This is a genomic window from Mangrovimonas cancribranchiae, assembly GCF_037126245.1.
GTDB classification, from domain to species: domain Bacteria; phylum Bacteroidota; class Bacteroidia; order Flavobacteriales; family Flavobacteriaceae; genus Mangrovimonas; species Mangrovimonas cancribranchiae.
In genome coordinates this window covers 2,908,503-2,927,879 of the sequence record NZ_CP136925.1, presented here as the reverse complement: position 1 = coordinate 2,927,879, position 19,377 = coordinate 2,908,503, and the positions used below count along the sequence as shown (strand labels likewise).

The 19,377-nt window shown below is 32.1% G+C and carries 17 protein-coding genes and 1 tRNA gene; 10 read left to right on the top strand and 8 right to left on the bottom strand.

All coding sequences use genetic code 11. The features are described from left to right. Nucleotide 1: 1 nt before the first annotated feature. Nucleotides 2-1,777, bottom strand: a complete 1,776-nt coding sequence (locus tag R3L15_RS13560; protein WP_338732314.1) for an SLC13 family permease — start codon at nt 1,775-1,777, stop codon at nt 2-4. 17 nt (nt 1,778-1,794) lie between these two features. Then, on the bottom strand, nt 1,795-2,151 hold the full coding sequence (locus tag R3L15_RS13555) for a DUF202 domain-containing protein (RefSeq protein ID WP_338732313.1): 357 nt from the start codon (nt 2,149-2,151) through the stop codon (nt 1,795-1,797). Between the two features lie 167 nt (nt 2,152-2,318). Between R3L15_RS13555 and R3L15_RS13550 the strand changes: the two genes are divergently transcribed. The 6 genes from R3L15_RS13550 (at nt 2,319) to R3L15_RS13525 (ending at nt 9,671) form a co-directional block, all read left to right on the top strand. Next, nucleotides 2,319-3,179, top strand: coding sequence for an MBL fold metallo-hydrolase (locus R3L15_RS13550; RefSeq protein WP_338732312.1), 861 nt, complete (start codon nt 2,319-2,321; stop codon nt 3,177-3,179). A gap of 15 nt (nt 3,180-3,194) precedes the next feature. Next, a complete protein-coding gene (locus R3L15_RS13545; RefSeq protein ID WP_338732311.1) occupies nt 3,195-4,802 on the top strand; it encodes a S8 family peptidase in 1,608 nt (535 codons plus the stop codon). Between the two features lie 63 nt (nt 4,803-4,865). Beyond that, on the top strand, nt 4,866-6,662 hold the full coding sequence (locus R3L15_RS13540; RefSeq protein WP_338732310.1) for a M1 family metallopeptidase: 1,797 nt from the start codon (nt 4,866-4,868) through the stop codon (nt 6,660-6,662). 80 nt (nt 6,663-6,742) lie between these two features. Next, on the top strand, nt 6,743-7,117 hold the full coding sequence (rnpA, locus tag R3L15_RS13535; protein ID WP_338732309.1) for a ribonuclease P protein component: 375 nt from the start codon (nt 6,743-6,745) through the stop codon (nt 7,115-7,117). 11 nt (nt 7,118-7,128) lie between these two features. After that, nucleotides 7,129-8,763, top strand: coding sequence for a S41 family peptidase (locus R3L15_RS13530; protein ID WP_338732308.1), 1,635 nt, complete (start codon nt 7,129-7,131; stop codon nt 8,761-8,763). A gap of 53 nt (nt 8,764-8,816) precedes the next feature. Next, the gene (locus R3L15_RS13525) at nt 8,817-9,671 is read left to right on the top strand and encodes an OmpA family protein (protein WP_338732307.1); all 855 of its coding nucleotides are present in this window, start codon (nt 8,817-8,819) and stop codon (nt 9,669-9,671) included. On the opposite strand, the gene R3L15_RS13520 is transcribed toward R3L15_RS13525, so the two are convergent. The 4 genes from R3L15_RS13520 to rpiB all read right to left on the bottom strand — a co-directional run bounded on the left by R3L15_RS13520 (nt 9,668) and on the right by rpiB (nt 12,521). Then, nucleotides 9,668-10,111, bottom strand: coding sequence for a GNAT family N-acetyltransferase (locus R3L15_RS13520; RefSeq protein WP_338732306.1), 444 nt, complete (start codon nt 10,109-10,111; stop codon nt 9,668-9,670). The two genes, R3L15_RS13525 and R3L15_RS13520, sit on opposite strands and share 4 nt — an antisense overlap. Nucleotides 10,112-10,278: 167 nt before the next feature. Continuing rightward, nucleotides 10,279-11,100, bottom strand: coding sequence for a T9SS type A sorting domain-containing protein (locus R3L15_RS13515; RefSeq protein WP_338732305.1), 822 nt, complete (start codon nt 11,098-11,100; stop codon nt 10,279-10,281). A 71-nt stretch (nt 11,101-11,171) separates the two neighbouring features. Further along, complete coding sequence (locus tag R3L15_RS13510) at nt 11,172-12,086, bottom strand: cation diffusion facilitator family transporter (RefSeq protein ID WP_338732303.1); 915 nt, start codon at nt 12,084-12,086, stop codon at nt 11,172-11,174. Further along, nucleotides 12,087-12,521 (bottom strand): ribose 5-phosphate isomerase B, encoded by a 435-nt coding sequence (gene rpiB, locus R3L15_RS13505; RefSeq protein ID WP_338734147.1) that lies wholly within the window; start codon nt 12,519-12,521, stop codon nt 12,087-12,089. 584 nt (nt 12,522-13,105) lie between these two features. Between rpiB and rnr the strand changes: the two genes are divergently transcribed. Genes rnr through R3L15_RS13490 form a run of 3 tightly spaced genes read left to right on the top strand, consistent with a single transcriptional unit; the run spans nt 13,106 to nt 16,744 of the window. Beyond that, nucleotides 13,106-15,298: a ribonuclease R gene (gene rnr / locus R3L15_RS13500; RefSeq protein ID WP_338732302.1), complete on the top strand. Its 2,193-nt coding sequence runs from the start codon at nt 13,106-13,108 to the stop codon at nt 15,296-15,298. Nucleotides 15,299-15,329: 31 nt separating this feature from the next. Then, nucleotides 15,330-16,004 (top strand): head GIN domain-containing protein, encoded by a 675-nt coding sequence (locus R3L15_RS13495; RefSeq protein ID WP_338732301.1) that lies wholly within the window; start codon nt 15,330-15,332, stop codon nt 16,002-16,004. A 44-nt stretch (nt 16,005-16,048) separates the two neighbouring features. Continuing rightward, a complete protein-coding gene (locus R3L15_RS13490; RefSeq protein ID WP_338732300.1) occupies nt 16,049-16,744 on the top strand; it encodes a LysE family transporter in 696 nt (231 codons plus the stop codon). 17 nt (nt 16,745-16,761) lie between these two features. Here the strand turns inward: R3L15_RS13490 and R3L15_RS13485 are convergent. Then, nucleotides 16,762-16,832: transfer RNA gene (locus tag R3L15_RS13485), tRNA-Cys, on the bottom strand. Between the two features lie 50 nt (nt 16,833-16,882). Then, the gene (gene folB, locus R3L15_RS13480; protein ID WP_338732298.1) at nt 16,883-17,245 is read right to left on the bottom strand and encodes a dihydroneopterin aldolase; all 363 of its coding nucleotides are present in this window, start codon (nt 17,243-17,245) and stop codon (nt 16,883-16,885) included. An 85-nt stretch (nt 17,246-17,330) separates the two neighbouring features. Between folB and R3L15_RS13475 the strand changes: the two genes are divergently transcribed. Further along, entirely contained in the window at nt 17,331-19,322 is a 1,992-nt protein-coding gene (locus R3L15_RS13475) for a glutamine--tRNA ligase/YqeY domain fusion protein (protein WP_338732296.1), read from the top strand. Nucleotides 19,323-19,377 lie beyond the last annotated feature (55 nt).

The following is a 19,377-nucleotide window of genomic DNA, read 5'->3' as shown; positions in this document are numbered from 1 at the left end:
TTTAAAAAGGAAAAAAATACGGAATAATAAATGATGCCGCTAACCATATAACAATATTTAATGGTGTACCTACTTTTAAAAAGTCGCTAAACTTATAATTTCCAGGAGCATAAACCATAGTATTTGTGGGATAACTCATAGGTGTCATAAAAGTTAATGAACAAGCAAACATAACAGCTACTAAAAAAGGTCTGGAACTAATTTCCATAGCTGCTGCGAGACTAATAACAATAGGTGTCATAAGTGCTGCAGTGGCTTTGCTAGAAATTAAATTTGTAGATAGTACGGTTACTAAAAACAAAGCACTTAACGTAAAGTGCGCATCATATTGTCCTAAATTATCTTGTATAAAATAAGCTATTTGTTTGGCTCCTCCTGTTTTTTCTAAGGCTGTTCCCATAGAAAGTACCCCTGCCATCATAAAAATAACTTTCCATTCTACGGCTTTATAGGCTTCAACAGGTTTTAAGGTTCCTGTAACTATCATTAATAAAGCGCCTATCATAGCACTTATTAAAATAGTAGTAAGATGAAATGTTGCTGCTAGAATGACCCCAATTCCTATTAAAACAGCCGGTATAGCTTTACGATAATTTGTTCTTTTCTTTTCGTATTCAGATAGTTTTACAATTAGATTATCGGTTTCTAATTCATTTACTTCTTTGGCATGACCAATAAGTAACAACATATCGCCTTCGGTTAGTTTTGTTGTAGAGAGTTTATCATACATAATCTCGCCTCGCTGTCTTATTGCAATTACAGAACATTTATATTGTTGCCTAAAATTTAATTCTTTTAAAGATTTTCCCGAAAGACTAGACCCAAAGGGAATAACAACTTCATGCAGATTATAGCTTTCGGTTTCTTCTTCGGCTTCTTTCATACGTCTTGTTCCACTTACTTTATAGCCTTTTATATCTAAAAGTCTATTAAGTGTTTCAGGCATAACCATAATTTTTAAAATATCGCCTGATTGTATTTTTGTATCTGTAGAAAATTGATGTTTAAGCTCACCTGTTCTTAAAATAGACAATACATTAATATTGAAACTTTTAACCAACTGTGTATGTTGTAGTAACATGCCATTTTCTTGACAATTGGGTTCAACCTCTATTTCGGTAATATACTTTTCGGCTTTTCGGGTTAAATCTTCACTTGTATTTTTAGCCTTAGGCAATAATAAAGGAGCCATTAAAACCATATACAAAAAGCCTATTACCAACAAACACAATGCAGCAGCACTAAACTCGAACATACCAAACTCTGCAACATTATACTTGGTTGCATAACTACTTACTAAAATATTAGTTGAGGTTCCAATAAGTGTACATGTGCCGCCAAACAATGCAGCAAAAGAAATAGGTATAAGCAGCATACTAGGTTTTATAGTTGTTTCTCGACAAACAGTTAGTGCAATAGGTAAAAGTAAAGCTACAACAGCAGTATCGTTAATAAAGGCAGAAAATAAACTAGATATACTACAAAATACTATTAAAGCAACAGTGTAATTTGTTTTGGCTAACTTGATTATTCTATAGCTTAAACCATCTAAAATTCCCGAATTAAAAATACCTCCACTAATAACAAAAATACACCCTAGTGTTATTGTTGCTGGATGGTTAAAACCCGAAAAACCTTCCTCTGGAGATAACACACCTGTAACTATAAACAACGCCATGATAATAATTGAAGTTGTATCAATTGTAAAGTAATCTCTAACAAATAGAATAACTCCAAAAATTATGATGGATAACGTTATGATAAGTTCTGTACTCATAACCTAAGCGTAAAATATTATTTCGTGTCGTCTTCCTTTTCTTCAGACATATAATAAAGCCGTTTTAAGCTTTTCTTTAAAAGCATAAACCGATAAATACCTATAACAAAAAATATCGCACTAAAAACTAACGATAGAATAGCTAAATATCTAAAATCAGGAAAGTTCTTTAATTGAAAAAAAGCAATGCCTCCTAAAAGCAAATAAAGAGACGATCTTATGTAAGATAATAAGGTACGCTCGTTAGCCAATCGCGTTCTTTCAATAGCTAAATAATCTCTTAAAATAACTTCTTCATCTGGTTTAAAATCGCGCCCAAATCTTAAAAGTTTTAGTTTTTTAATCTTCAACGGTGAATTCACGATTTTTTTCATAAGAATAGCTTTTTATAAAAATAAATTAAATTTTTATGGTTTCATAACCATTAAGCTATTCAAATATATTGCAATAAATTGTTAAATAATTCTCAATAATCCCCATTAAAAGGTGATTTTTGATGAGTATTTTTTAATTTGCGACATCTTAAAAAGAAATCATTTTTATGAAACTATATCCCATTCAAGCTGGAAATTTCAAATTAGACGGTGGTGCTATGTTTGGCGTAGTCCCTAAATCGCTTTGGAACCGTACAAACCCAGCCGATTCTAATAACATGATCGATATTGCAGCACGTTGTTTATTAATAGAAGATAGCAACCGCTTAACTTTAATCGATACTGGTATGGGAGATAAGCAAAGTGATAAATTTTTTGGGTACTATTATCTTTGGGGAGACGACTCTATTGATAAATCTCTAAAACAATATGGCTTTCATAGAGACGATATTACCGATGTGTTTATGACACATCTTCATTTCGACCATTGTGGTGGAAGCATACAATGGAACAAAGATAGAACAGGCTACGAACCTGCTTTTAAAAATGCCCACTTTTGGAGTAATAAAAACCATTGGGACTGGGCAACACACCCAAATAATCGTGAAAAAGCCTCTTTTTTAAAAGAAAACATCTTACCCATGGAAGAGTCTGGGCAACTTAAATTTACAAACCTTCCAGAACAAGATTTACTAAAAAACTCCAAACTAGGATTCGATATTTTTTTCGCAAACGGACATACAGACAAACAAATGATTCCAATGATACATTACAACGGAAAAACCATTTGCTTTATGGCCGATTTATTACCTACTGTTGGGCACTTACCGCTACCTTTTGTAATGGGTTATGATACAAGACCACTACTGACTTTAGATGAAAAAGAAAAATTTCTAAACCTAGCGGCAGATAATAATTATTACTTATTTTTGGAGCACGACGCACATAATGAAATCATTACAGTAAAACACACAGAAAAAGGCGTGCGATTAAACGAAACTTTTACCTGTAATGATATTTTTAACTAAACATAAATTAATAACATGAAATTACTAAAACCTGTTTTATTTTCGGCAGTTGCAGCAGCCATACTATCTAGCTGTGGCGGTTCGTCAGAAATTTTATCTACTCCTGTAGAAAATGTAGATACTGTACCTTTAAAAGTTTCGGAGTTAACACAAGCCGAAAAAGAAAATTGGGGACACCTAGACCTTATTAAAGATACCATTCCAGGAATGAGTGTTGATAAGGCTTACAGTGAAATCATAAAAGATAAAAAAGGTAAAAAAGTTATTGTTGCCGTTATTGATAGCGGAATTGATATAGAACACGAAGATTTAGATGGTGTTGTTTGGACTAATGAAGATGAAATTCCAGGTAATGGAAAAGACGACGATAACAATGGGTATATCGATGATATTCATGGATGGAATTTCTTAGGCGATGCTTACGACGAACAATTAGAATATGTAAGAATTCTAGCCTCTGGAGATACAAGCAACCCAGAATACGACCGTGCTAAAGCAGAATATGATGAAGAATATCAAAAAACACTTGGGCAAAAAACACAGTACGAGCAAATTTACCAACAAATAAAAAATGCCGATGAAGCTGTAGCAAAACATTTAAACAAAGAAGACTACACACCAGAAGATGTAAATGGTATTAATGCCGAAGGTAACGAAACCTTAACCCAAGCTGTAGGTATGTTAAAATACATGTACGGAAATGGGTTCGATTCTACAGATAAAGCATTATCTGCAGTTAAAGAAGGTGTTGAGTATTTTTCAGATAAATTAAACTACAACATTAACAAAGAATTTAATGGTAGAAAAACAGGCGATAACCCTAACGATTTAAACGACGTAGGCTATGGTAACGGTAACGTTATGCCAAGCGAAAAAGGCGAAAGTCACGGAACTCACGTTGCTGGAATTATTGCTGCAGAACGCAACAATGGTTTAGGTGCAAATGGTGTTGCTAACAATGTTGAAATTATGAGTTTAAGAGCCGTACCAAATGGCGATGAATATGATAAAGATATTGCCCTAGCTATTCGTTATGCTGTAGATAATGGCGCAAAAGTAATTAATGGTAGTTTTGGTAAATATTACTCACCACATAGCGATTGGGTAAGAGACGCTATTGCTTATGCATCTAAAAACGATGTTGTTTTTGTAAATGCAGCGGGTAACGAAGGTATTGATTTAGATGTAAAAGCTGTTTACCCTAACGATCAAGTTGATAATGGTCCAGAAGTAGGCGATACTTTTATTACAGTTGGAGCCTTAGCACCAAAATATGGATCAAACATGGTTGCAGGGTTTTCTAACTACGGAAAAGTAAATGTTGATATCTTCGCTCCTGGAGCCAAAGTTTATTCAACAACGCCAGAAAACGAATACGATACAAAAGGCGGAACTTCTATGGCTGCTCCAGCTGTAGCAGGTGTTGCTGCTTTAATTCGTTCTTACTACCCTAAATTAACTGCAGCTCAAGTAAAACAAGTAATTTTAGACTCTGGTTTAGCGTTAAAAACTCAAGTTGTTGTTGGTGGCGATGCTAACAATGTAAAACCTATTGCAGATTTAAGTAAATCTACTAAAATTGCTAATGCTTACAATGCACTTATTTTAGCTAGTCAACAATAAGTCTTTTATAAATTATAAAAGGCTACATCTAAAGGTGTAGCCTTTTTTATTAAAACCTACCTAATGAAAAAAGTTTCTTTACTATTATCTACCATTATTTTGTTTGCTTGTGGTAACACCAAAACCGCTACTAGTCAAAAAGCAACAACTCAACAAAATATAGCTACATACTGGCAACAACATGTAGATTATACTATGGATATTGATATGAATGTAAACAACTATCAATATCAAGGAAAACAAACATTAGTTTATACCAACAATTCTCCCGATGTGTTAAATAAGGTATTTTATCACTTATACTTTAATGCCTTTCAACCAGGTAGCGAAATGGATGTACGTTCAAGAACTATTGCCGATCCAGACTCGCGAGTAGGAGATAGAATAAGTAAATTACAACCCGATGAAATAGGCTATATTAAAGTAAATTCTTTAAAACAAAATGGTACTGTTTTAAAACATGAAACGGTTGGTACTGTTTTAGAAGTAGACTTAGCACAACCTATTCAACCAGGAGAATCGGTAACTTTTACTATGGATTTTAATGCTCAGGTTCCTATTCAAATTCGCCGTTCTGGTAGAAATAATAAAGAAGGTGTTGCTTTATCTATGACGCAATGGTATCCTAAAATGGCCGAATACGATTTTGAAGGCTGGCATGCCGATCCATACATAGGAAGAGAATTTCACGGTGTTTGGGGAAATTTTGAAGTTAATTTAACCATTGATAAAGATTACGTTGTTGGAGCTACAGGTTACCTTCAAGGAGAGCCAAAAATAACCGGTAACAAAAAAACGCTAACTTACAAAGCACCAAAAGTACACGATTTTACTTGGGCTGCAGATCCCGATTATATTCACGATACCATGCAAGTGCCTAACGGTCCAATGCTTCATTTTTACTATAAAAATACCTTAGAGAAACAATATCTTGATAATTGGAAAAAATTACAACCTAAAACGGTTGAGTTAATACAATATTTTAGCGAGCATATTGGTAAATATCCTTATGAACAATACTCTGTTATGCAAGGTGGCGATGGTGGTATGGAATACGCCATGAGTACCTTAATTACAGGACAACGAAAATTTGGAAGTTTAGTTGGTGTAACAGCTCACGAATTAGCCCATACGTGGTTTCAGTTTTTATTAGCCACAAACGAAGCTAAACACGAGTGGATGGATGAAGGATTTACAAGCTATATTTCTAATTTAGCTATGAATGAAATTATGAATGAAAATGCCGAAAACCCACATAGCGGCTCTTACAGAGGATACATTTATTTAGCAAAATCTGGTAAAGAGCAACCTTTAACCACACATGCAGATAGGTATGAATACAACCAAGCTTATGGTATTTCAGCTTATAGTAAAGGCGCTGTTTTTATGGCACAATTAGGCTACATTATTGGAGAAGATAATTTAAATAAAACCATTAAAAAATACTTTAATGACTTTGCATTTAAACATCCAAGACCTATAGATGTTATTCGTTCTGCTGAAAAAATTTCTGGACTAGAATTAGATTGGTATTTAACAGATTTTGCACAAACAACAAACACCATAGATTATAGTGTAAAAAACATTAGTGATAATACAATAACTTTAGAACGTGTTGGATTAATGCCAATGCCAATAGATCTTACCGTAACCTATAACGATGGAACCACTGAAGATTTTTATATCCCATTACAAATGATGCGTGGTGAAAAACCAACAACAGCTACAATAATTAACGATTGGGCTTGGGCTTACCCAACCTATACGTTTAACACTTCAAAAACAATTACTTCTGTTGAAATTGATCCAAATCATGTAATGGCAGATATTAATCCAGAAAACAATAAAAAAACACAGTAAGTAATTAAATAAAAACACACTAAAACCATTCAATACATTTATTGAGTGGTTTTTTTATTTCTGATTATTACCTTTACTAAATGGATAGAACCTTTAATAAAACCGAAAAACTTAAAAGTAAAATACTTATTTCTAAACTGTTTTCAGAAGGAAAAAGTGTTTCTGCATATCCATTACGACTCGTGTATTTAGAAACCTCCTTTAATACTTCACATAAATTAAAAGTAGGCGTATCGGTTTCTAAAAGACATTTTAAAAATGCCGTTGATAGAAATCATATAAAACGATTATTACGAGAATCCTACCGTTTAAATAAAGCGACTTATTTTAACAACATAGAAACACAATATGCGTTTATGATTTTGTACATTGGTAAACAAGGCACAACATTTGATGAAGTAAACCATAAAACACAGCAATTGTTTGAAAAATTTATAGCCAAAACTAAGCTTTAACTTAAGTTCTTATGAAAACATTTTTAAAGAAAAAAATACTTATTCCAGTACTAGCAGTAACCGTATTTTTTGCTGGAAGCGCCTTTCAAAACGACTTCTTTGAAATTGCTAAACAAATAGAAATTTTTACAACCCTTTTTAAAGAACTCAACATGAATTATGTTGATGAAACCAATCCTGCAGATTTAATGGATACAGCTATTAAAAGCATGTTAAACGATTTAGATCCGTACACCAGATTTTATAACGAACAAGATGTAGAAGCCGAACGCATAAGACAAACTGGAGATTATACAGGAATTGGCGCAAAAGTAAGAACACTTAAAGATAAACTTATTATTATAGAACCTTACAAAGGTTATCCTGCCGATAAAGCTGGTTTAAAAGCTGGAGACCAAATTATAAAAGTAAATAATATAACCGTAGCAAATTATAAAGACGATGCAGGAGAACTCTTAAAAGGCACTTCAAATTCTACTGTAAATGTTACTTATGTAAGACAAGGAAAACAACACCAAGCTTCCATTAAACACTCAGAAATAGAAATTGATGCCGTACCATATTTTTCAATAATTAATGATAATGTAGGCTATATAGTATTAAGTAAATTTAATAGTAAAATATCCTCGCAAACAGCCTATGCTGTTAAAGATTTAAAAGCACAAGGTGCTAAACGTATTATCTTAGATTTACGTAACAATCCAGGTGGTTTATTACACGAAGCCGTTAATGTGGTTAATCTTTTTGTACCAAAAGGACAACTGGTAGTTACAACAAAATCTAAAGTAAAAAAGTTTAACAGAACCTATTATACCCAAAGAGAACCCTTAGATACCGAAATTCCTTTAGTTGTGTTAATTAATGGAAAAAGTGCTTCGGCAAGTGAAATTGTTTCAGGATCGTTACAAGATTTAGATCGTGCCGTTATTGTTGGATCTAGAAGTTTTGGTAAAGGTTTAGTACAACGTCCAAAAAAGCTAACCTATGGTACCCAACTTAAAGTTACTATATCGCGTTATTACACACCTTCTGGAAGATGTATTCAAGCTTTAGATTACTGGAATAGAGATAACGAAGGAAATGCCGTTAAAATAGATAAAACCAAATACAACGAGTTTAAAACTAAAAATGGTAGAACTGTTTTTGATGGTGGCGGAATTTTACCAGACGAGCAAATGCCAATTACCAAAAACTCGGCTATTACTCAAGAAATTCTAAACGACTTTTTAATTTTCGATTATGCCACTAATTACTACTATAAAAATGATATAGATAATATTGAAAACTTTAAACTTACCGATTCCGATTTTAAAGCCTTTAAAAGCTACTTAAAAACTAACAACTTTACATTTGTTACCGAAACAGAAAAAGCTTTAAATAACGTACATGAAAAAGCCATTAAAGAAGCATTAGACGATAATATTAAATCCGATTATAATCGCTTATTAAACAACTTAAAATCATCTAAAGATATTGCACTTAATGAAAATAAAGAGCAAATTTTATCATTACTAACCGATGAGATTGTGAAACGCTACGTGTATCGCGAAGGCTTATACGATTACTATAAAACCCATAATCCTGAAATAAAAAAAGCAAGCCATATTCTTTCAAATATTAAAACTTATTACGATTATTTAAGATAAAAATTCATTTTTAATAAAAAAATTAACTTACTTTTTATATTTTTCTATTCTAAATGATTAAAAAATTATACATACTTGTTTGCTTAAGTCTATGTTTAAATAGCTTTTCTCAAGACAAAAAATTTACTCACGAAGTATTTTTTGAAACCGATAAATACGAGGTAAACGAAACAGAATACAGTAGATTACTTGGATTTTTATTCGATATTGAGGGTTTAGATATAGAAAAAGTATCTATTTATGGTTTTACAGACGATCGTGGTAGCGACGATTATAATTTAGTGCTTTCGCAACAACGTGCCGATGCTATAAAAACCATTTTTTCTAACAACGAATTCGATGAAAATGTGATTACCAATGTTGATGGAAAAGGTAAAATACTCCTTAAAGTTGTTAAAGAAGAAGATATTCATAAAATAAGAGGATTAAACCGTAAAGTAGAAATTATTGTTCAACCATACAATCCACCAAGAAAACTAAAAGCTCCTAAAGAAAAGCTTACTACCGAAGAAAAATTAAAAGGCGACCTAAAAGCAGGCGATAAAATAAAATTAGAAAACATTTTATTTAAAACAGGATACAGTATTTTACTCCCAGAATCTGAAAAAACTCTTGAAGAAATTGCCAAAATTCTAATAGAGAGAGAAAGCGTTTATTTTACTATCCAAGGCCATGTTTGTTGTACAAAATATAGCCGAGATGCTATTGATAGAAAAACACGAAAACGTAATTTATCTGTTGCTAGAGCCAAATATATTTACGATTATTTAGCAAAAAGAGGGGTTAATAAACGCCGAATGAAATATGTAGGTATGCGCAGAAAATTTCCGCTTGGTGGCGAGCCAAAATTCGATCGTCGTGTAGAAATTTTAGTTACTTACGCTGGCGATGAAGACAATGAAAATTAAGTTTTTAACATAGCAATATGAGGAATGCCATCTTCTAAATATTCCTCGCCTATTTCTTTAAATCCTAGATTATTATAAAACTGTTTAAGGTAGCATTGTGCCGATATTTTTATATTAGTTTCATTATAATACGTTTTTATAGCATTAATAGAGGCTTCCATAATATTATAACCATATTTATGAGCCCTTTCAGATTGCTTAACTACTACACGACCAATACTAGCTTCTTTAAAATAATCGCCAGGTTTAAATAGCCGTGTATAAGCTACCAAAACATGGTTTTTATACCCTAAAACATGTAACGCTTTTTGATCTTTTCCGTCTATATCTTGATATACGCAATCTTGCTCTACAACAAATACCTCGCTGCGTAATTGTAAAGTGTCGTACAATTCGATTTTAGATAATTCGTCGTAATCTTTTACAGTTATTTTAAGCATAGTATTTTAAATGACTATAAGGTACTTGATAACGGTTTTATATATGTTTAATCGTGTGCAAATTAGTGATTATTTTTCGGTTGAGTCACAAGCCAAATAAAACCTAAGTTATTTAATAAACTGACTATAAATAATCTATATACTAGAAAACGTTATTGTTTTTAAGTCTACTCTTTTATTAACTTTATTGTACCTCTATTTTCAAATTGCAAGAAGTATAAACCGTTCTTAAGATTTCGGATTTCAATTTTTTTATTATCAGGGATAATCCCATTACTTATTTTTTTACCTTGTATATCATATAAATTATATTTTTCTGATTTATTTAAACCAGAAATTTGAATAAAATCAGAAGATGGATTTGGGTAAATTTTAATTCTGTCACTCAAATCTAAGTCATTGATACTTAAATTTGTATCTGTAGTTATTCTAAGAGTAGCATTTAAATAACAAGTAAAATCAGGGAAACCATGACTTCTTCCATCAGCAACTCTTAAAGTCCAGTTTCCAATTGGATTTTCTCCATTAAAGGCACTAAATGAATTGTGAGGTTTCCAAGTTCCTGCGCCAAAAAATGTTTGGTCATCTGCTAAAAGTGTGGCATCATCACTGTATGTTGCTGTTTCATTAACAATTGATGGATAACCTAAATCTTGATATGTAATTTCGACTGGTGGACTACCTATTAGTATACCCGCAAAATCTTGTACTATATGCACTTCTGTACCATTAGGGGAAGTAAGACTTACGGCAATATCATTATGAACTCCAAATGCTCCTGGTGCACAACCAGAGTTATCAGTTATAGTTAGTGTTAAATCTAATTCAATTTTGGTTATATTTCCGGATATTTCAGCACTTGAATAGTTTAAAATTCTAGTTGCTATTGATGCATCTAATGTTTCAGAATTTGTGTCTGTTTTGGATACTTGAGCATTAACTAGATTTATTGTAAATAATAGTAGGGTTAAAATGTAAATTTGTTTCATTTTGTTAAGCTGTTTGATATTAATATTTGGTTTTATTGTTTGTTAACATATTTTAAATTTCGATAATCGAGTTAATCTTGAACAATAACATCTTTAGAGTCATCCTTTTTATATTCTGGTTGAATAGTAATGTGATTGATATTAAATTTATCGTGAAGCAAGGCTTCAATAGTTATTAACAAAGTATTAAATTCTGAAGTAGAAATGTCTTCTTGTAAATCTAAATGAGCTTCTAAATGCAATTCATCATCACTTAAATTCCAAATATGAACATGATGCAGTTTTTTTACTTTTTCTAGTTTATTAACAGTTCTAACAACCGCTTTTAAATCGATATGATCTGGTGTAAACAACATCAACATTTTAGTAGATGTTTTTAATAAATCGTAACCTACATAAATTAAATATAATGCTATAAGAAAGGTTAATAAACTATCTACCCAAAACAGTTGGTAATATTTCATTAATAATCCACCAACCAATACAGCAACACTTGCTAACATATCGGTTAGCATATGTAAATACGCCGACTTAATATTTATGTTATTTTCAGAACTTTTTTTAAGTAATAAAACACTAAATCCATTACCAATAATAGCAATAAGCGATAACCATATTACCAGATTAGATTCAATTTCTTGTGGTTCTTGAAAACGTTCATAAGCTTCTTTTATAAGAATTATAGCCACAATTATTAAAGTAGAAGCATTAACAAATGCGGCTAAAATTTCGGCACGTTTATACCCAAACGTTCTATTTAAAGAAGCCTTTTGTTTTGAAAGTTTAGAGGCTACATAACTAACTATTAAAGATAAAACATCGCTAAAATTATGCAAGGCATCACTTAATAGAGATAAACTTCCAGAAACCAATCCACCAATAACTTGAGCAGCAGTAATAATAATATTTAATAAGATAGAAATTATTAAATTTCTACCTTTCATATCGTAATGATGTGAGTGGTTATGTGAATGAGAATGCGCCATTTAGCACGAAACAGGTATTTTATTTATACGGTTTTCGTGTCGTCCGCCTTCAAAAGCAGTTTCTAAAAACGTATCAACCATTTCTAAAACTTGTGGTAAAGCAGTAAATCTTGCTGGAATACTTAAAATATTAGCATTATTATGTTGTCTTGCTAAAGCAACAATTTCCTTGTTCCAACAAAGTGCCGAACGCACACCTTGATGTTTATTAGCTGTCATATTAGCACCATTACCACTTCCGCAGATAATAATACCAAAATCGACAACTTTGTTTTCTACATCTTTAGCAACAGGATGCACAAAATCTGGATAATCTACACTATCATTAGTGTCTGTACCATAATTATTTACAGTAAATCCTTTGTTTTTTAAATGTTCAACTACAGCAAATTTGTAGTCGGTTCCTGCGTGGTCGTTTCCAATTGAAATAGTCATGTTTTTAGTATGTGTTGTTTTGTGGTGTAAAGGTACAAAACCAAGTACATTACCTAAGATTAATTTATCATACTTTTTTATAATGTTAATTACTTTAACAACCATTTTTTATAAGTTGTTAATAACTGTTTATTTCTTTCTAAAAGAAAAATTTTTAAAAGTCATAAAAAATTACAAAGCAAAATAGGAATGAATAAAGCAAATTATAACTCTAGTTTTTTTAGACGACTTTTCAGCATCAAAATTGTGGATTACTAACATCGTTTTTAAAAAAACATGTCAAAAAATAATTGTGAAATCACGTTGTAAACAACTGTTAATAACATTTTAAATTCCCTTAAAAATGAAACAGTTAAAATTAAAACCTATGTTAATTAAATATTAACAGAACGTAAACTATGTATTTTCAAAATAAAACTTAAAAAAGTTATACTAGCTATTAACACCCTATAATAATCATTAATATTTTTTTAAAATTTTAAAAGAAGAATAATTAATATAGTATTAAATGTGAATAAACTTTTTGTCAAGCTAATGTTCTTACTATATTAAAGCTTAGATTTGTTATAATTAGAAATAAGTAGATGGGAAGAAAGAAACGAAGAAGACGATCAAATAATAAAATTTCAAACCTTACAAATACCATTCTTAGTATTTTAAAAAAGGAACGAAATAAAAGCTTTAACTACAAGCAAATAGCTGCAAAACTTGGTGTAAACGATGCCAGCAGCAGAAACCAAATTATAAAAAAACTTCAGCAGCTTAAAGCCAAAAAAGACATAGAAGAAGTAGAACGTGGTAAATTTAAAGCTGTTGTAACAACACAATATCATACAGGAATTTTAGATGCCACTTCAAAAGGATCTGGTTATATTATTTCTGAAGATTTTGAAGATGATGTATTTATAGCCTCAAATAATATTAATCGTGCTTTAGATGGCGACGAAGTAGAATTCTACCTCTTTAAGCGCAGAAAACGTGGTAAATTAGAAGGCGAAATTACCCAAGTATTAAAACGCGCTAAAACCGATTATGTTGGTGTTGTACAATTACATAGTAACTATGCTTTTGTTATTCCAGATAGCCCAAAAATGTATAAAGATATTTTTGTACCTATTAACAAAACCAACAATGCAGAAGATGGCGATAAAGTTTTAGTATCGTTAGAAGATTGGCCAGAAAAAGCAGATTCACCTTACGGGAAAATACGCCAAGTTTTAGGAAAACCAGGAGAACACAGTACCGAAATTCATTCTATTTTAGCCGAATACGGGTTGCCTCACGATTTTCCTCATGAAGTGGAAGCTTATGCTAATAAAATAGACACGTCTATTACCAAAGAAGAAATAGCCAAACGTCGCGATATGCGTCAAGATTTAACCTTTACCATCGATCCAAAAGATGCCAAGGATTTTGACGATGCTTTATCATTTACAGTCTTAGAAAATGGTTTATACGAAATAGGTATTCATATTGCCGATGTATCGCATTATGTACAACCAAATACGATTTTAGATGACGAAGCTTACGAACGCGCCACATCTGTTTATCTTGTAGATCGTGTGGTACCTATGTTACCAGAAATTTTATCAAACAAAGCCTGTTCATTACGTCCAAACGAAGAAAAATATACGTTTTCAGCTGTTTTTAAAATCAATGATAAAGCTGAAGTAAAAGACCAATGGTTTGGTAGAACGGTAACTTATAGCGATGCCCGATTTGCTTACGAAGAAGCTCAAGCAGTTATCGAATCTAAGACGAATACCATTCCTAAAGAAGTATCTTTAACAGGAGACACTTATCAAACAAAACAAGATATAGCCGATGCTATTTTAAAACTAGACGAATTAGCAAAAAAAATGCGTAGTAAACGCATGCGATCTGGAGCAATTTCATTTGATAAAGTTGAAGTAAAATTTAATTTAGATAAGGACAACAATCCAATAGGTGTATTCTTTAAAACGAGTAAAGATGCCAATAAATTAATTGAAGAATTTATGCTTTTGGCTAATAAAAAAGTAGCCGAATTTGTAGGAAAGAAAAAACCTGAAAAAACCTTTATTTATCGTGTACACGACGAACCAGACGACAGTAAATTAGCTGCTTTACAAAATGTAGTTGGTCGTTTTGGGTATAAACTTAATTTTAAAGATAGAAAAAGTGTCACCTCATCGTTAAACAACCTGTTAAAAGATGTCGTGGGAAAAAAGGAACAAAACCTTGTCGATACTTTAACCATACGTAGTATGAGTAAAGCAGAATACACCACACATAATATTGGTCATTACGGTTTAGCATTTGGTTATTATAGTCATTTTACATCGCCTATCCGTCGTTATCCAGACGTTATGGCACATCGTTTATTACAACATTACTTAGATGGTGGAAAATCTGCCAACGAAGCCATTTACGAAGAAAAGTGTCAACATTCCAGTAATATGGAATATTTAGCCACAAAAGCCGAGCGAGATTCCATCAAGTACATGCAAATACGCTTTATGCAAGACCATGAAAATGAAGAATTTGTTGGTGTAATTTCTGGTGTAACAGATTGGGGAATTTATGTAGAAATTATCGATAATAAATGTGAAGGTATGGTACGAATTCGTGACATAAAAGATGATTATTACGAGTTTGATGAATCTCAGTTTGCCATTATAGGCCGAGAAACAAAACACATGTATCAATTAGGAGATGAGGTTGTTGTTAAGGTAAAAGACACCGATTTGGTTAAAAAACATTTAGATTTTTATCTTTTAGGAAAGCATAAGGAATAGTTTTTGTTGAGAAATAAGGAAAAGAAAAACAATGAAAAAATTACTATTTATTTTAGCTGTAACCGTATCGTTAGTTGCAAATTCACAAAATACCATAACTAAAACAATAGGCGAATTTACTAAGCTAAAAGCTTTTGATTTAATAGATGTTGAACTTATTAAAAGCGACGAGAACAAGGTTGAAATCTCTGGTAGAAATAAAGAAGATGTTGCTATTGTTAATAAAAATGGAGTATTAAAAATTCGTATGGATTTAAGTGAAACTTTTAATGGGCGCGATACCTATGTAAAAGTTTATTTTACCAATTTAGAAATTATCGATGCTAACGAAGGTGCTTTTATAAGTTCAGAAGATGTATTTAAACAAATAGATCTTACACTAAAAACGCAAGAAGGTGCCCAAATAAAATTACAGACAAACGTAACTATTTTAGATATTAAAGCCATTACAGGAGGCGAAGTAAAAACTTCTGGAACAGCCAAAAAACAGCTTATAGACTTAAGTACAGGCGGTATTTATAATGGACAAGAACTAGAGTCTCAAGATACCGAAGTAACCATAAAAGCTGGAGGTGAAGCTAGAGTTAAAGCTCAAGAAAATCTCGATATTAAAATTAGAGCAGGAGGCGAAGTTATTGTTTACGGAAAGCCAAAAAATGTAAACGAAAGCAAAGCTTTAGGTGGAAGTATAGAATACAGAAATTAAACCCACTATTTTTTCTACCTTTGTAAGACAATTACTAAGGTTTTATGATAAATGATATTTTAGCGGCCATTCCATTTGGTATTATATTAGCTTTTACCATAGGACCTGTATTTTTTGTACTTCTAGAAACTAGTGCAACCAAAGGATTTAAAAGTGCTTTAATTTTCGATTTAGGCGTTATTTTTGCCGATATTTTATTCATTCTAGTTGCTTTTTATAGTGCTAATAGTTTACTTCAAAAAATAAAAGACGATCCTAATTTTCTCATATTTGGTGGGGTGTTACTTGTAGCTTATGGCATTATTTCTTTTACCAAAACATCAAAATCTTTTCGTTCTATTGTAAAAGAATATCATCGTGTTCAAATCAAGAAAAACTACGGTATGTTGTTTGTAAAAGGCTTTCTTCTAAATTTTATAAACATTGGTGTTTTAGCAGGATGGCTTGGATTTATTGTTATTGCTAATTCTATAACAACAAGTAAAAATGGCGTTGAAGTTTTTATAGTCACCATGCTAGTAACCTACCTTTTAGTAGATTTATTTAAAATAGCAGTAGCCAAGCGTATTAGACGAAAATTAACACCGCGACGCATTTTTAAAACCAAGAAAATTATAGCTTTAGTTATTTTAGGATTTGGTGTATTACTTTTAGTTCAAGGATTTTTTCCAAACGAAAAAGAGCTATTAAAAGAAAAAATAGAACAAATAAATCCTATAAAAGAAAAGCTTCCAGAATAAACTAGAAGCTTTTGTTGAGGCGTCGAGCGGATTCGAACCGCTGTACAAGGTTTTGCAGACCTCTGCCTAGCCACTCGGCCACGACGCCATTATTAGACCGCAAATGTAACAAAAAATCCCTTTTTATACCACCAAGTCTTAGTTTTTTCGCTTTTTTGTCATTTTTATAGTGACCATTTCTACATCACCACCAATAGGAGGATTTAGTTTACTAACAGCAATACTTACTTTTTTTATCTTTTTATCTTCTTTTAAAATTCTAGTAATAATACGTTTAGCAACCGTTTCTAATAAATGTGAGGGTTGTTGCATTTCTTCACGTACAATACGATTTAAAAATACATAATCTACCGTATCATGTAAAAGATCTGTTTTTGCCGATTTTTGTAAATCAGCTTTAATTTTTAAATCTACACGGTAATCACTACCTATTTTAGTTTCTTCTTTAAGACAACCATGATGGGCAAAAACCCTAATATTTTCAACTTTTATAACTCCCAAAATACTATTTTTTTACAAAGATATATTATTCACTTATTTTAGAGTTATTTCCTTTAAATTTGTAGCCTATTTTTAGATAAGAATTATGAGTGAAAAGTCACTAAATTTTATAGAACATATTATTGAAGAGGATTTAGCTAATGGCTTAGAAAAAGATAAACTTCGTTTTCGTTTTCCGCCAGAACCTAATGGGTATCTTCATATTGGACATACCAAAGCCATAGGGATTAGCTTTGGTTTAGGATTAAAATATAACGCGCCTGTTAATTTAAGATTCGATGATACAAACCCTGCAAAAGAAGAACAGGAATATGTCGATGCTATTAAGCGCGATATAGCATGGTTGGGTTATACATGGGCAGATGAATTGTATTCGTCCGATTATTTTCAGCAATTATACGACTGGGCAGTGTTATTAATAAAAGAAAACAAAGCCTATGTCGATTCGCAATCTAGCGAAGCTATGGCTGAGCAAAAAGGAACACCAACGCAACCAGGAGTAGATGGACCTTACAGAAATCGTACAGTTGAAGAAAATTTAGATTTGTTCAACCGTATGAAAAATGGTGAGTTTGAAGAAGGCGAACACGTTTTACGAGCTAAAATAGATATGAAGCATACCAATATGTTGATGCGCGATCCTATCATGTATCGTATTCTTAAAAAAGCACACCATAGAACCGGAAATAATTGGTGCATTTACCCAATGTACGATTGGACGCATGGTGAAAGCGATTATATCGAACAAATTTCACATTCCTTATGTTCGCTTGAATTTAAGCCACATAGAGAACTTTATAATTGGTTTAAGGAGCAAGTATACGATTATTCTAAAAACACGTATCCTATGCTACCTAAACAGCGTGAGTTTGCACGTTTGAATCTTAGTTATACCATTATGAGTAAGCGTAAACTGCTTAAATTAGTGGAAGATGGTATAGTAAATGGCTGGGACGACCCTAGAATGCCTACTATTTCAGGTTTACGACGTCGCGGTTACACACCAGAATCTATAAGAACATTTATAGAAAAAGTAGGCGTTGCTAAACGCGAAAATGTGATAGATGTATCGTTATTGGAATTTTGTGTTCGCGATCATCTTAATAAAACAGCACCCCGCGTGATGGCAGTTTTAGATCCAGTTAAGGTTGTTATTACCAATTATCCAGAAGATAAAGAAGAGTGGTTTGAAGCTGAAAATAATCCGGAAGATATTAGTGCTGGTTCTAGACAAGTACCATTTTCAAGAGAGCTTTATATTGAAAAAGCTGATTTTAAAGAGGAAGCTAGCAATAAGTTTTTCAGATTAAAACTGGGTGGCGAAGTACGCTTAAAAAATGCGTATATCATTCAAGCTAATGATGTGGTAAAAGATGATAAGGGCGAGATAAAAGAAATTCATTGTACCTATTCTGAAGACACCTCTAAAAAAGTAAAAGGGACGTTGCATTGGGTGTCTATAAAACATGCGGTAAGAGCCGAAGTTAGAGAATACGATAGGTTATTTATGGACGAAGCTCCAGACAGTCATCAAGACAAAGACTTTATGGCATTTTTAAATCCTAATTCTCTAAATATTGTTGAAGCTTTTGTTGAACCAAGTTTGCAAGAAACTAAAGTATCAGACAGATTTCAGTTTCAACGTTTAGGATATTTTAATGTTGATAACGATTCTACTTCAGATAAATTAGTCTTCAATAAAACTGTAGGATTACGTGATACTTGGGCAAAACAAAAACCACAATCAAAGCAGCAAAATCAGCCTAAGCCACAACAACAACGACCTGCTATTGAAGATATCAAGAAAATAGGGAAGAAGCTAGATCGTTTACCAGACGATAAATTTGATGCTGCTAAGCAAAACATCAAGAAACTTGCAACCGATGTGTCTTATGATGATTTGCAACCGTTATTCAATACTTCGGTTAAAAAAGCAGGAACACGCATAGCTACAGCTATTACGTTAGGCGTTTTGTTGGAAAAAGGCTTGGAAAAAAATGATGAGATTGTAGCATTTATTACAAAGGCCAAGAACGATAAAAATCAGAAGTTGGTTAACGAGGTTTCTAACTTGTAAAAGCACATTTTAAAAGAGATAAATCCCAAGTTTTATGCTTGGGATTTTTTATTTC